At 68.0% G+C, this 13,895-nt stretch carries 12 protein-coding genes and 1 tRNA gene; 5 read left to right on the forward strand and 8 right to left on the reverse strand.

From position 1 onward, the window contains the following. Positions 1–6: 6 nt before the first annotated feature. From ACSYHF_RS18140 to dtd, 4 genes are all read right to left on the reverse strand, one after another. A tRNA-Ile gene (locus tag ACSYHF_RS18140) sits at positions 7–82 on the reverse strand. Between the two features lie 40 nt (positions 83–122). After that, on the reverse strand, positions 123–434 hold the full coding sequence (locus ACSYHF_RS18145; protein WP_262221022.1) for a hypothetical protein: 312 nt from the start codon (positions 432–434) through the stop codon (positions 123–125). Positions 435–699: 265 nt separating this feature from the next. Further along, on the reverse strand, positions 700–2,553 hold the full coding sequence (rpoD, locus tag ACSYHF_RS18150; protein WP_005419586.1) for an RNA polymerase sigma factor RpoD: 1,854 nt from the start codon (positions 2,551–2,553) through the stop codon (positions 700–702). Positions 2,554–2,643: 90 nt separating this feature from the next. Next, a complete protein-coding gene (gene dtd, locus ACSYHF_RS18155; protein ID WP_005419588.1) occupies positions 2,644–3,084 on the reverse strand; it encodes a D-aminoacyl-tRNA deacylase in 441 nt (146 codons plus the stop codon). A gap of 61 nt (positions 3,085–3,145) precedes the next feature. On the opposite strand from dtd, the gene ACSYHF_RS18160 reads away from it, so the two are divergent. The 4 genes from ACSYHF_RS18160 (at position 3,146) to ACSYHF_RS18175 (ending at position 7,398) form a co-directional block, all read left to right on the forward strand. Next, the gene (locus ACSYHF_RS18160) at positions 3,146–4,066 is read left to right on the forward strand and encodes a lauroyl acyltransferase (RefSeq protein ID WP_053496997.1); all 921 of its coding nucleotides are present in this window, start codon (positions 3,146–3,148) and stop codon (positions 4,064–4,066) included. Between the two features lie 87 nt (positions 4,067–4,153). After that, a complete protein-coding gene (gene ribA, locus ACSYHF_RS18165; RefSeq protein ID WP_053496995.1) occupies positions 4,154–5,290 on the forward strand; it encodes a GTP cyclohydrolase II RibA in 1,137 nt (378 codons plus the stop codon). A 72-nt stretch (positions 5,291–5,362) separates the two neighbouring features. Further along, on the forward strand, positions 5,363–5,863 hold the full coding sequence (locus ACSYHF_RS18170; protein WP_005419594.1) for a PH domain-containing protein: 501 nt from the start codon (positions 5,363–5,365) through the stop codon (positions 5,861–5,863). Then, positions 5,860–7,398: a PH domain-containing protein gene (locus tag ACSYHF_RS18175; RefSeq protein ID WP_065186326.1), complete on the forward strand. Its 1,539-nt coding sequence runs from the start codon at positions 5,860–5,862 to the stop codon at positions 7,396–7,398. The genes ACSYHF_RS18170 and ACSYHF_RS18175 overlap by 4 nt, the downstream gene beginning before the upstream one ends. 130 nt (positions 7,399–7,528) lie before the next feature. Here ACSYHF_RS18175 and ACSYHF_RS18180 read toward each other — a convergent pair whose 3' ends face one another. Further along, positions 7,529–8,587 carry a CDP-glycerol glycerophosphotransferase family protein gene (locus tag ACSYHF_RS18180; RefSeq protein ID WP_032954562.1) on the reverse strand — a complete coding sequence of 353 codons (1,059 nt, stop codon included), beginning with the start codon at positions 8,585–8,587 and terminating at the stop codon, positions 7,529–7,531. Between ACSYHF_RS18180 and ACSYHF_RS18185 the strand changes: the two genes are divergently transcribed. After that, positions 8,586–9,392: a glycosyltransferase family 2 protein gene (locus tag ACSYHF_RS18185; protein ID WP_375366815.1), complete on the forward strand. Its 807-nt coding sequence runs from the start codon at positions 8,586–8,588 to the stop codon at positions 9,390–9,392. The genes ACSYHF_RS18180 and ACSYHF_RS18185 overlap by 2 nt on opposite strands. Positions 9,393–9,422: 30 nt before the next feature. Here the strand turns inward: ACSYHF_RS18185 and ACSYHF_RS18190 are convergent, their stop codons facing one another. The 3 genes from ACSYHF_RS18190 to rsmB form a co-directional block, all read right to left on the reverse strand. Further along, positions 9,423–10,679, reverse strand: coding sequence for an O-antigen ligase family protein (locus tag ACSYHF_RS18190; protein ID WP_447575908.1), 1,257 nt, complete (start codon positions 10,677–10,679; stop codon positions 9,423–9,425). A gap of 152 nt (positions 10,680–10,831) precedes the next feature. Beyond that, positions 10,832–12,541, reverse strand: a complete 1,710-nt coding sequence (locus ACSYHF_RS18195; protein ID WP_414604139.1) for an ArnT family glycosyltransferase — start codon at positions 12,539–12,541, stop codon at positions 10,832–10,834. A 22-nt stretch (positions 12,542–12,563) separates the two neighbouring features. Further along, positions 12,564–13,895, reverse strand: coding sequence for a 16S rRNA (cytosine(967)-C(5))-methyltransferase RsmB (gene rsmB / locus ACSYHF_RS18200; protein WP_053496983.1), 1,332 nt, complete (start codon positions 13,893–13,895; stop codon positions 12,564–12,566).

Raw genomic sequence — 13,895 nt, forward strand, 5'->3', positions numbered from 1 at the left:
ATTCGATGGTGGGCCCATCAGGATTCGAACCTGAAACCAAGGGATTATGAGTCCCCTGCTCTAACCGTTGAGCTATAGGCCCTGCGCAGCGCCACAGTGTAGTGGAGGCCACGCTCGATCGGCTACCCGGCAGCAGCAAGAGCCTCAGCAACACGCCCCAACCGCTTCTCCGCCACGTCCGCAAACCACATCTGCCGCCGCAGATGTGCCTGGAACAGCGCCACCGTCCTTCTGGCCTCTTCCAGTGCCTTCTGGTTGCCGCCGTCAAAGCCCTCGACCAGTTCCGCACCAGACAGCGTCAGCAACGCATACGTCGTGCGGCGGGCAAACCCCAGCCGATCCTCACGCTCATCCTGCATCACCTCATCCCAATCAAGCAGCGACGAAAAATCAGTCTGCCGGGAATCAGACAGGTCGTGCTCCACATCATTCATGGCGTTACTCCGGATGCATGGCAAATCAGTGCCGCAGGCCGCATGTGATGTACGTGACCTGCTGCGCGCTTGCATCAGCGCCGATGGAGACCGGCCTGCCTACGCGATGTGTTGAGCATCTGCACGGTCAGCGTGCGGCCACCGCAGGAAGTAATCAAATGGCAGACGCGACATCGTCAGGATCCGAGCGGCATGGCCGGGAACGACCAAAGAAAAACCCCGCACCAGGCGGGGTTTCTCTCAACACTTCAACAGCCGCTGGAAATCAATCGATATCCAGGAAGCTGCGCAGCTGCTCCGAACGGCTCGGGTGACGCAGCTTGCGCAGGGCCTTCGCTTCGATCTGGCGGATGCGCTCGCGGGTCACGTCGAACTGCTTGCCGACCTCTTCCAGCGTGTGGTCGGTGTTCATGTCGATGCCGAAGCGCATGCGCAGCACCTTGGCTTCCCTCGGGGTGAGGCCGGCCAGCACGTCGCGAACGGTTTCGGACAAGTTGATGTTGGTGGTGTTCTCGATCGGGGACTCCACGTTGGTGTCCTCGATGAAGTCGCCCAGATGGGAATCCTCGTCGTCGCCGATCGGGGTTTCCATCGAGATCGGCTCCTTGGCGATCTTCATCACCTTGCGGATCTTGTCTTCCGGCATGTCCATTTCCTTGGCCAGCTCCTCCGGCGTAGCCTCGCGGCCGTACTGCTGGAGCATCTGGCGGGAAATGCGGTTCAACTTGTTGATCGTCTCGATCATGTGCACCGGGATACGGATGGTGCGCGCCTGGTCGGCGATCGAGCGGGTGATCGCCTGGCGGATCCACCAGGTGGCGTAGGTCGAGAACTTGTAGCCGCGGCGGTACTCGAACTTGTCCACGGCCTTCATCAGGCCGATGTTGCCTTCCTGGATCAGGTCGAGGAACTGCAGGCCACGGTTGGTGTACTTCTTGGCAATCGAGATCACCAGGCGCAGGTTGGCCTCGACCATTTCCTTCTTGGCCTTGCGCGCCTTGGCTTCACCGTAGGCCATGGCACGGCTGATTTCCTTCAGCTCTTCCAGGTCCAGCTGGGTCAGCTTCTCGATGTCGATCGTCGCCTGCTGTTCGGCGATGATCTGGTCCTTCACTTCGCGCAGGGCCGACGACCACTTCTGCTTGCGCTTCAGTGCGTCTTCCACCCACTCCAGGTTGGTCTGGTTGCCTTCCCAGGAACGGATGAAGTCCTTGCGCGGCATGCGCGCGGTGACGGTGGCCAGGTTCAGCACACGGCGCTCATGCGACTTGATGTCGGCCATGGTGTCGCGCAGCTGCTTGGTCAGCACGTCGGTCAGCGGCAGCGGCAGCTTCAGGGTGACGAACACCGCCGACATCTCTTCGCGCAGGCGCGGCAGGTTCTTCTTGTCGCCCTTGGTTGCGGCCTTCTTGAAAGCGTTGAAGGCATCGCTCAGTGCCTGCATGCGCGCGGCGACTTCCTCCGGATCCGGACCGGTCGGTGCGGCTTCTTCATCGCCACCGTCGACATCGTCGTCCTCGTCCTCGTCGCCTTCGGCGTCCGCATCGGCGCTGTCATCGGCAACGACCGCCGGCGGTGCCGGCTCTTCGTCGACCAGGTCGTTGAAGCCGACGATCACTTCGGCCAGGCGCTTCTTGCCTTCCTTGTGGGCTTCGTAGTCGTTCAGCAGCGACTCGACCGAAACCGGGAACTGGCCCAGGGCCGCCTGGACCTGCGAAAGGCCTTCCTCGATGCGCTTGGCGATGGCGATTTCGCCTTCGCGGGTCAGCAGCTCGACGGTGCCCATTTCGCGCATGTACATGCGCACCGGGTCGGTGGTACGGCCACCTTCGGTGTCGAGCGCGCTCAGCGCGGCGGCAGCTTCTTCAGCCGCGGTGTCATCGACTTCGCGGTTGCCGGTGTTGCCATCGTTGAGAAGCAGGGTTTCCACATCCGGCGCAACTTCATGGACATCGATGCCCATGCCGTTGATCATGCCGATGATGTCTTCGATCTGTTCCGGGTCGACCATGTCGTCCGGCAGATGGTCATTGACTTCGGCGTAGGTCAGGTAGCCCTGTTCCAGGCCCTTGCTGATCAGTTGCTTGATTTCGGATTGGGCAGGACGTTCGTTGGCCATGTAGTGCTCGCGCCACCGGCTAGGGAGAAATAGGGAACGTAGCATTATACCAGCCCGGGGCCCCGCCTGCCGGGCGGTGGTCCCGCAGGCTCAGGGCCTGAGAAGGAAGGTCACGGGACCGTCATTGACCAGGCTGACGACCATATGGGCACCAAATCGGCCCGTTTCCACCCCGGGCGCGTGATTTTCACGACAGATCTCGACAAATCGATTGAACCCGCGTTCAGCCTCGTCCGGCGGTGCGGCGGTCGTGAAACTGGGGCGCATGCCCGAACGGGTATCGGCGGCCAGGGTGAACTGGCTGACCAGCAGCAGGCCGCCGCCGGTGTCGCGCAGCGACCGGTTCATCTTCCCGGCCTCGTCGGCGAACACCCGGTAGCCCAGCAGGCGCTCGGCCATCCGTCGCAACTGGGCCTCGGTATCGCCCGGTTCCATGCCGACCAGGGCCAGCAGGCCGGGGCCGATCTGCCCCACCACTTCCTGGTCGACATGGACGGCGGCCTGGCTGACGCGCTGGATCAGGACGAGCATCGTGGGCTTCCAATGAACAGGGCCGGCCACGATAGCAGCGCCCTTGGCTAAACTGGCGCCGATGAATCCGCAACGCAAAGCCCGGCTGGTCTACCGCGCCACCACCCTGTTCGCCCGCCTGCCCTGGCCACTGTTGCGGGCGTTCGCGCATGCCCTGGCGTGGACGTGGGTCCGTCTCAACGCTCGCGAGAGCCGCGTCACCCGGCGCAACCTGGAACTGGCCTACCCGGAACTGGACGGTCCGGCGCGCGACCGCCTGCACCGCGAGCTGCTGCGCTCCACCGCCCTGCAGGCCATCGAGACGCTGCGGCTCTGGAGCCAGAGGCCGGCCGACAACCTGCGCCTGCACCTGAAGCAGCGCCACGGCGAATCCCTGTACGACGCGGCCCTGGCCAGCGGCAAGGGCGTGATCGTGGCCGCACCCCACTTCGGCAACTGGGAGCTGCTGAACCAGTGGCTGGCCTCGCGCGGGCACATCGCCATCGTCTACAAGCCACCGGAGGACGAGGCCAGCGACGCCTTCCTGCAGCTGGTGCGGGGCGGCCAGAACGTGCAGCAGGTACGCGCCGAGGGCCCCGCCGTGCGCCAGCTGTTCAAGGTGCTCAAGGACGGCGGTGCCACCGGCATCCTGCCCGACCAGCAACCCAAGGCCGGCGACGGCGTGTTCGTGCCGTTCTTCGGCGTGCAGGCACTGACCATGACCCTGGTCAACCGGCTGGCCGAGCGCACCGGCGCCACCGTGCTGTATGGCTGGTGCGAGCGCGTTGGGCCGGACATGGAATTCGCCCTGCACATCGAGCCGACCGACCCGGCCGTGGCCGACCCGGACCCGCAGGTGGCGGCCACCGCGCTCAACGCCGGCATCGAGCGCATCGCCCGCCGCGACCCGACGCAGTACCAATGGACCTACAAGCGCTATACGCTGCGGCCACCGGGCAGCGGCGAGGAAGACCCGTACGCGACCGAAGAGCATCCGCACTGACGGTCGCACCACGCGGGCCCGTCCGGCCCCTGCGACCGGCGGCCGCACCACGTTGAATACGACGCCGTCGCCCCCATAGAGACTGCGATGTCCGCCTCCCCCGGTCCTGCCATGCCTGCTGCCTCTTCCCTGTTCGGCGATCCCGCCGCGATCCGCTGCGAACGCGCGGTGGCCGAACTGCGTGCCGGTCGCCCGGTACTGCTCCACGATGGCCAGGGCCAGCGCCTGGCGGTGATTGCACTGGACAGCGCCACTGCCAGCAGCTTCGCCACGTTCGCCGGTGCCGCGCGCGAGCGCCACTACCTGTTCCTGACCGCCACCCGCGCCCGCGTGCTCGGCGTGGAAGCGCCGGAAGGCGCGCGCCTGCCGCTGGCCGGCATTGCCTTCGATACCCTGCCCTCGCTGGGTTACCTGCGCGAGCCCGGTCCGATGCCCGACGGCTGGGCAGCCGGCGACGCCTTCGATGCCGGCGCGGTGGAGCTGGCCCGCCTGGGCCTGCTGCTGCCGGCGATGGTCGCGGTGCGCCTGGACGTGGATGACCACACTTTCGACGGTGCCGCCGAGGTGGCCCTGTGCGACCTGGCCGAAGGCGCAGCACATGCGGCCCACGACTACGAACTGGTGGCGCGTTCGCCGGTACCGCTGCGCGACGTCGGCATGACCACCTTCGCGGTGTTCCGCGGCGGCGTGGCCCAGCGCGACCAGGTCGCGATCATCGTCGGCGAACCGGACCTGTCGTCGGTGGTACCGGTACGCGTGCACTCCTCGTGCCTGACCGGCGACCTGTTCGGCTCGCTCAAGTGCGACTGCGGCGACCAGCTGCGGCGCGGGCTGCGCAAGCTGAAGGAACTGGGCGGCGGCGTGCTGCTGTACCTGGACCAGGAAGGCCGCGGCACCGGTATCGCCGCCAAGATGCGCGCCTATGGCTACCAGCACGACGGCCTGGATACCATCGACGCCGATGCACAGCTGGGCTTCGGTGCCGACGAACGCCGCTACGGCAGTGCGGTGGCGATGCTGCATGGCCTGGGCATTTCGCGCGTAGCTCTGCTCAGCAACAACCCGACCAAGGCACAGCGCCTGCGCAATGCCGGCATCGAGGTGCTGGACTGCATTCCGGTCACCGGCGAGATCACCGCGGAAAACGAACACTACCTGCGCACCAAGGCCGATCGTGCTGGCCACCTGCTGGATGTCGATGCGCTGATCCAGGCTGCCCAGTAACGCAGCCGACCTGCTACCGTCTGCGCGGTGCGGCCACCGCCGCCGCTCGCCCTGCCACCTGACGGAGCCCGCGTGACCGACGTCGCCCCTATCGCCCCGACCACCGAAGCCTGGCAATCGCTGCCGCAACGTGCCGCCCGCCTGGCCGCACTGGAAGGCGCCTTCGGCGGACTGTTCGTACCGGGTCTGCCACTGGCCGCAGCTGCCTGGTTCTTCGATCTGCCCGGCGGCCTGTGGACTGCCGCCCTGGGGCTGCTGATCGGCATCCTCTTCGGCGCCTGGCTCGGCCGCCGGCGACTGACCCGCACCCGCTGGCGCCTGGATGACCAGGGCCTGGGCCTGCGCCGCGACCTGATGTGGCAGCTGGAAACCCGCATTCCCATATCGCGCGTACAACACCTGGACCTGCGCCGGGGCCCGTTGGAGCGCCGCGCCGGCCTGGCCACGCTGATCGTGCACACTGCCGGTACCCGCATGAGCGCGGTCACCGTCAACGGCCTGGATGAAGCCGACGCCGAGCGCCTGCGCGACACCCTCTCGCACCAGCTCGACCAGGACGCCGACGCCCTGTGAGCCTGCCGCCGCCCCTGCCCGCATCGCTGCCTGCCGGTGGCGAGGACCATCGCCTGCACCCGTGGTCGTGGCTGTTCGTACTGCTGATGCAGCTGCGTCACTACTTCCTGCCGCTGGTCGCGCTGCTGGTGTTCGGCCAGCGTGGCGAGCGCGACCCGATGTGGGCGCAGTTGATTCCACTGTCGGCGATCGCGGCACTGGTGCTGGTCTCGGTGCTGCAGTACCTCAGCTACCGCTACCGCATCGGCAGCGATGCCATCACCGTGCGCAGCGGGCTGCTGGCGCGCAACCGCCGCGAGATCCCGTTCGCCCGCATCCACAACGTGGAAGTGCGGCAGAACCCGCTGCACCGGCTGTTCGGTGTGGCCGAGCTGCGCCTGGAATCGGCCGGCGGCGTGCGGCCGGAAGCCGAGATGCGGGTACTGAGGCTGGACCAGGCGCTGGCGCTGGAACTGCTGGTGCGCCAGCGTGGGCAGGCACCGCAGCCCGCCGACATCGTCGCCACGCCCTCGATCACCGTGACCGACACCGAACAGGTGCTGCTGCGCCTGTCGAGCTGGGACGTGGTGCGCATGGGCCTGCTCTCCAACCGCGGATGGGCACTGGCGATCGCCGCCTTCGGCGTGCTGTTCCAGACCGTGCCGCGGCCGGTGATGGACGCGGCCATCCAGCGTGGTGGCAGGGAGGCCTTCGGCTACGCAAGCCACCTGCATCCCGGCGTGGCCGGCGCCTTCCTGCTGCTGGCCGCAGCCCTGCTGCTGGGCTGGCTGGCGCTGCGGGCGTTGTCGGTGGTGCTGACCCTGCTGCGCTATCACGGCTTCACTCTCAGCGAGCAGGATCGCCGGCTGACCGTCTCGGCTGGCCTGGTCAGCCGAACCCGCAGCAGTGTCGCGCGTCGCCGCATCCAGGCCTGGACGCTGCACGAAACCACCCTGCATCGCTGGTTCGGCCTGCGCCAGCTGCGCATCGACAGCGCCGCCGGCGGCCCTTCGCGGGACCAGGACCGCGCCCTGCGCGAGCTGGCACCGCTGGCCCCGGCAATGCGCTGCGAGCAGCTGGTGCAGCACCTGTTGCCTCAACTGCAGTGGCCGCCGGTGCAATGGCAGTCCATTCCGCAGCGTGGCTGGTGGCGGCTGTGCCTGGGCGCGCTGCTGCTGGTTCCCCTGCTGGCCGCCGCCGCGTGCTGGCGCTGGGGATCATGGGGCCTGATCGTGCTGGCCTGGTTGCCGCTGGCGCTGCTGGTGGCACATCGGCAGATGGCGCGCATGGGCTGGTATCTGGATGACCACTACGTCGCCGTGCGCGGCGGCTGGTGGAAGCGCTGGTGGCGCTGGGCCGAGCTGGACAAGGTGCAGAGCCTGCGCCTGCTGCGCTCGCCACTGGACAAGCTGTTGGGCACCAGCAGCCTGCAGCTGGATACCGCCGGCGCGCATGGTGATGTGGCGTTGATCCTGCACTACCTGCCGCAGGCGCAGGCGCAACAGGTGATGGATCAACTGGCGGCCGCGCTGGCGCGGCGCAAGCTGCGCTGGTAGGTAGTGCCGGCCGCTGGCCGGCAACCGCAGACATCCCAGAGGTTGCCGGCCAGCGGCCGGCACTACCGCGGCCTGGGGTCGCGCATCCACGCATGGCGTGGATCTACTTTGAGCCGAGCCCACGCTCGGCTTACTGCTGCGACGGCCCCCAATACCCCAGGTCCTTGCGGATCTGCAGGTCGCGCACCCAGCTCCCGAACGGCTTGCGCCGCAGCGCGCCCATCTCGCCGGACAGGAAATCCTCGGTGGCCGCAATCACGCGCTCGCTGGACAGGCCATCGCGGTACGGATGGATGGCATCGGCGTAGCGCACGATCTCCGCCTGCAGCGCGGCGTCGGGATGCAGCGCGCGCTGCAGCATCGCCGGCAGCTGCACCGGGTCGTCGAAGTCGATCATGTGCGGCTTGGGCACCCGGTTGCGGAAGGTCACCACCGGCTTGTGCTGGACGATGAACTCCGAAACGATCGAGGACGTATCGGACACCAGCACATCGGCGGCGCGCTGTGCGGCCATCACCTGCTCCGGCTCGATGAAGCGCGCATTGGCACCGGCCAGCGCGCGGTAGCGTTCGAACAATTCCGGTGGGCACTTCGGGTGCAGGGTCAGCAGCCAGTAGCGGTTGCCCTCGGCGATGTCGGCAGCAATCTGCGCATGCAGGTGCGGGGCTGCGCTCAGGCGTTCGGTGAAGGTCGAACCGAACAGGATCACCGGGCGTCCTCCAGCGGCGGCGCGCAGCGCGTCGCTCTCGCCACCATCGTCGCGGAACAGCGGATCCAGCTTCGGCCAGCCGGTCTCGGCCACCGCGAAGTGGCCCTGCAGGGCCGCGATCTCGCGGAACGGCCCGGTGGTGGCCGGCCCCTGCGTGCAGTACAGGTCGAACATGCCGCGCACCCGGAAGTGGCCGCGCGCACTGTCCCGCTTCTCCACGTTGAAGCCATGGAACAGCTGCACCTTGGCTCCCGAAAGGAAGGTCGGCACCCAGTTGGCGGCGCTGAACACCGCCCGCGGCCGCATTGCCAGCGCCTGCTTGAGGCCGATGTTGGGCACTCCCGGCAGCTGGCTGCCGGCCGCGCCGCCCTCGAACCAGGCTGCCACCTCCTGCCCGGAGGCGTGCAAGGCCTGCGCCAACGGGGCGAGAATAGGCAGCGCATAGCGCTCCGTCGCAAACAACAGGTACCCGGCCATCATGTCCTCCACGACCGCTCCCATCGAACGGCCTCGCATCTCGGCCTGCATTATCGCGTTCAACGAGGCCGGCCGCATCGGCGACTGCCTGGCCTCACTGGCCTTCTGCGATGAGATCGTCGTCGTGGACTCCTACTCCACCGATGCCACCGTGGCCATCGCCGAGGCCGCAGGCGCCCGCGTGCTGCAGCGCCCGTTCGACGGCTTCCGCAGCCAGAAGGCGTACTGCGTCGAGCAGGCCCGCCACGACTGGGTGCTGTGCCTGGACGCCGATGAGCGGATCAGCCCGGAACTGCGTGAGACCATCGAACAGGCCCGCGACGGTGGCTTCGCTGGCCATGCCGGCTATCGCTTCGCACGCCTGTCGGAGTACTTCGGCAAGTTCCTGCGCCATGGCAATGCCTACCCGGACCGGGTGATGCGCCTGTTCGACCGCCGCCGTGGCGGCTGGCGCGGCAAGCGCGAGATCCACGAGGCCGCCAGCGTCGATGGCAGTGTCGGTACCCTGCGCGGCGACCTGGTCCACTACCCCTACCGCTCCTTGCAGCAGCAGCTGGCCAAAACCGAGAAGTACGCGCGGATGATGGCCGAGCACGAGTTCGCGCGCGGTAAACGGGCCACGCTGGGCAAGCTGGTGCTGGCACCGGCCTGGCGGTTCTGGCGCGGCTTCGTGTTCCGTGGCGGCTTCCGCGACGGCTGGCATGGCCTGGTCTACGCCTATGTGCGCGCCAACTACGTGCGCCAGAAGACCATCATGCTGTGGATGCTGGGCAACGGCCAGGCCGTGGCCGACCCGCCGAACCCCTGATCGCCGGGCCCTGCCCGGCGCGCCGACGCCTCACGCCCCGGTGGCTGCCCGGTAGCGCGCGCCTTCGACGATCGACAGGCCGGTCAGCAGGCCGACCAGGGTCACGTAGAAGCTGGCGGTCATCTGGTGCGCGAACATCGACTGGGTCAGTCCGCACAACGCGTAGGTGATCACCAGCATGATGCCGGCTGCGGCCGGCCCACGGAAGGTTGACCGGCCACTACGGCGATGCAGGCGCACGAACAACCACAGCGGGATGCCATATACCGCCAGCAACAGCAGCAGGCCCGGTACGCCCTGGGTCGCTGCCCATTCGGCAACATCGTTGTGTGCATGCCCCAGGTGGCAACGCAACTCTTCCGGATTCTCCCGGCAGACCGGCACGCGCAGCATCGCGCTGTCGAAATGACCGATGCCAACACCCACCAGCGGGTGATCGAGGAAGGTCTCCCAAGCCACCTGCAGGCGTTCCACGCGGGCACCGGCGGAAGAATCACTGTCGCCCAGTTCCATCCGCTGCACGTCACTGTGCAGCTCGCTCAGGCGCACCTGGTGACGCAGCTCCGGCACCGACAGCACCAGGGTCGCGCCGATCGCCAGCATGCCGGCCAGCACCGACAGGCGCGCCGCACCGGTGCGCCAGCGCAGGCTCAGTGCCAGCACCACCAGCAGCGCCAGCAGGGCGGCGAACACGCCGCGGCTGCCGGTCAGCACGATGGTGCCGCAGCCGGCGGCCGTGCCGAGGATCACCAGCGACCAGCGCCGCGACGGGCGACAGAACACCAGCAGCACCATCAACACCATCACGATGTCGGCCAGCACGATGGCGTTGGTGAACAACTCTGCGCGCGGGGCGCCACCCAGCACCTGCCACAGCGACATCGCGAAGGTGGCGAGCAGGCCGGTCAATGATCCGTACCAGAGCCACCGCAGGTTGGGACGCAGCGCGCAGACCCAGAGCGCGATCCACGGGATCACCACGAATCGCGAGCGGTTGTCGACGTCACGCAGGCCCTGCTCGAACAACACCACCGACAGTACACCGAGCGCCAGCACCGCCAGCATCAGCCAGGCCAGCACTTTCACCGGCTGACCGGCCATGCCGCGCGCGCGCCACAGCAGCTCCGGCGCAAGCAGCGTGCTGAGCAGCAGCAGCAAGCCATACGGCAGCAGGTTGATCGGCACGGTCAGCACCAGTGCCGGCAGGCAGAACAGGCCCAGCTGGGCCAGCGCATGCGCGGCCCCATGGCGCCCACCGGCGGGAACGCCCAGCGGGTCGTCGGCCATGGGGTTCAGGTTGTCCGATGAAGCTGGCACGTCGGGAAGTATCACTGCAATCTGCGGGAAGAACGGGAAGGACCAACGGAGGCCGTCCCAGCCTGCTGTTTTACTGCCTTTGGGCCCGCTTGGGCAGACTGGACAAGCCGGAATCGTGGTGGCTAGTCATGTTCCTGCAAACGCCGTTCACGTTCGCGCTCCTCTGCAGTGACCACGCAGGGCACCTTCACCGCTGCTGCCGGCACCAGCCACCAGCGCCGCCGGTTGGCCACGCCGGCCAGTTCAGAACGGTTGCGGTCGACGCACGACAGCATCGCGTATTCGTGCACCAGCAACCAGCGGCGTCCGGGCGCCAGCCGCTGCCAGCGCGTGGCCGCAATCAGCTGCTCGTCCCAGTCCGTCTCGAAACCGAAGGTCGCTGCGGGGCGGTCGGCCAACAGCAGATGCTGCTCCTTCCAGGCCACCAGCCCCAATTCGGCATCCGGTCCCAGACGGTCACCAACCGTGCGCATCAGGCCGCGGGCGGAACTGGAATCGTTCAGCAGCGGATAGCCGACCAGGCTGTACAGCACCCAGACCATCGCCAGGGTCGACACCAGCGCCAGATGCCGGCGACGGCCGCAGGCCAGCAGGCTCAATCCGCCCCACACGCCCATCGCCAGGATCGTCCAGGCCAGTGCGTCGACGGCGCCGGGCGCCAACCCGCGGCTGTGGGTCAGGCGCAGCTCGAAGGCCGGCTCGCCCAGCACCGCCATCGCACCGGCCAGGGCCAGGCCCAGTGACAGCAGGCCGGTGAACACCCCCACCACGGCCTGCACATCGCGCCGCCTCAGCAATCCAGGCAACAGCGGCGCCAGCACCAGGCAGAACATCGGCAGTGCCGGCAGGATGTACACATCGCGCTTGCCGGCGGGAATCGAGAAGAACAGCACCACCATCAGCCACCAGGCCAGCGGCAGCAGGTAGCGCGGGTCGCGGCGGCGCAACCGGCGGCGCCACGCCGGAATCGCCCAGGGCAGGGCCAGGAACGCCGGGATCCACATCAGCGGCATCGTCGCCAGGAAGTACCAGGCGGGCTGGTGATGGTCCCAGGAATGGGCGTAGCGCCGCGCCGTCTGCTGGAACAGGATGTCGTCCATGTAGGCCAGGTACTCGTCCGAGCCGGTGGCAAAGCCGGCCAGCAGCATCGGCGCCAGCCACAACGACACCGCCAGCAGGAAGGCCAGCGGCGCCAGCCAGAAACGCGCGTCGCGCGCATGCAGTCCCACCCGTGGCCACTGCAACGCCGCGGCGATGGCCGCAGGCACGAGCATCAGCAGCGCCAGCATCCCCACGCCCTTGGTGATCACGCCGATGCCAGCAAAGAACCAGCCCAGCCACCACCAGCGCCAGCTTGGTCCCAGCAAAAGGTGGCGCAGCAGGCCGTAGTTGGCCAGGGTGATGAACAGCAGCAGCAGTGGGTCGATCTGCGCCTTCTTCGCCTGGAAGGTGAACTGCAGCGCGAACAGCAGCGCCCAGCCGGCGTACAGCCCCACCCGCCGCGTCCACAGGCGTCGCCCCAGGTCGACCACGCACCACAGCGTGCCCAGGGCCGCCAGCAGCGACGGCAGCAGGAAGGCCACGCGCCACTGCCCGACCAGGCTGTACAGCGTGGCCTGCCACCACATCAGCATCGGCGGCTTGTCCGAGTACAGCTCGGTGCCGCGATGCGGGAACAGCCACTGCCCGCTGTCGAACATCTGCTTGGCCACCAGCGCGAAGCGCGGTTCGTCCGACGGCCACGGATCACGAAGGCCCAGCCCGGCCCCCAGCACCAGCAGGGCCATCACCACGAACAACCACGTCTCGCGCGACGCGCGGGATTTCAGCATGGGACTCGGAACGTCAGCGGGGTCAGGCTGTTTTTAGCAGACGCGCGTAAAAGAAACCGTCAGCATCGTTGTCACCCGGCAGGCGCTGGCGCGCAATCCCCTCGCAATCGAGGCCGAATGTGTCATCCAGAGGCTGTGCCGCTGCGTCCGGATGCCACTTCAGGAAGGCTCGCACCTGATCGACGTTCTCGGCGCGCAGGATCGAACAGGTGGCGTACAGCAGCACGCCTCCCGGGCGCAGCATCGACCAGCAGGCCTCCAGCAGGCGGGCCTGCACGCCGACCAGCGCATCGATGTCCTCGGCGCGGCGGTGGAACATCACGTCCGGCTGGCGGCGGATCACGCCGGTGGCCGAGCACGGGGCATCCAGCAGGATGGCGTCGAACGGCGTGCCATCCCACCAGGCCCCGGGATCGCTGGCATCGGCCACCCGGGTCTGCGCGCCCTCACCCACACCGGTGCGGGTGTAGGTATCGCGGGCGCGCGCGAGTCGACGCGCATCGATATCGAGCGCCAGCAGGCGCAGACTGGGGTCACGTTCCAGCAGGTGCGCCGACTTGCCACCGGGTGCCGCACAGGCGTCCAGCACGCGGGCGCCGGTCGCGGGCGCCAGCGCGTCGGCTGCGCATTGCGCCGACAGGTCCTGTACCGACAGTGCACCGTCGGCAAAACCCGGCAGCTGGTTCACCGCAACGGGGGCCGCCAGGCGCAGTGCATCGGCGCAGAGCGCGCTGGGTTCGGCGGCAATGCCCGCCTCGGCCAGTGCCGCCAGTGCCTTGTCACGGCCGCCGTGCTGGCGGTTGGCACGCAGCCACAACGGTGCCGGTTGCAGGCTGGCGCTGAAGATCGCGTCGGCCTGTACCGGCCAATCGCGTTCCACCGCATCGGCCAGCCATTCCGGGAAGGCATCGCGCGCCGGCTGCTCCGGGAAACCCTCGCGTTGCGCGCGGCGCAGGATCGCATTGACCAGGCCGGCCTGGCGCTCACGGCCCAGCGCACGCGCGGCATCGACCGTGGCCGACAGCGCCGCATGCGCCGGCAGTTCCAGCACGTCCAGCTGGGCGAAGCCCACCATCAACAGGGTGCGCAGGTCGGCGTCGCGCGCCGACAGCGGCTTCTGCATCCACGACTGCAAGGCAGCGTCATAGGTACTGCGGCGACGCAGCACCGCAAAGCACAGCGCTTCCAGCAAGGCACGATCGCGGCTGTCGGCCAGCTTCGGCAGCGCCCAGGCCAGTTCGGCCTTCAATGAACGGCCACGGGTGAACACCTGTGCCAGCACACGCGCGGCCAGCATGCGCGTGGCCGCGCCCGGCGCCGCCTTGGCCACGGAGAAATCGTTCTGCTTCGACAC

The sequence above is a fragment of the Stenotrophomonas maltophilia group sp. P373 genome, assembly GCF_053295075.1.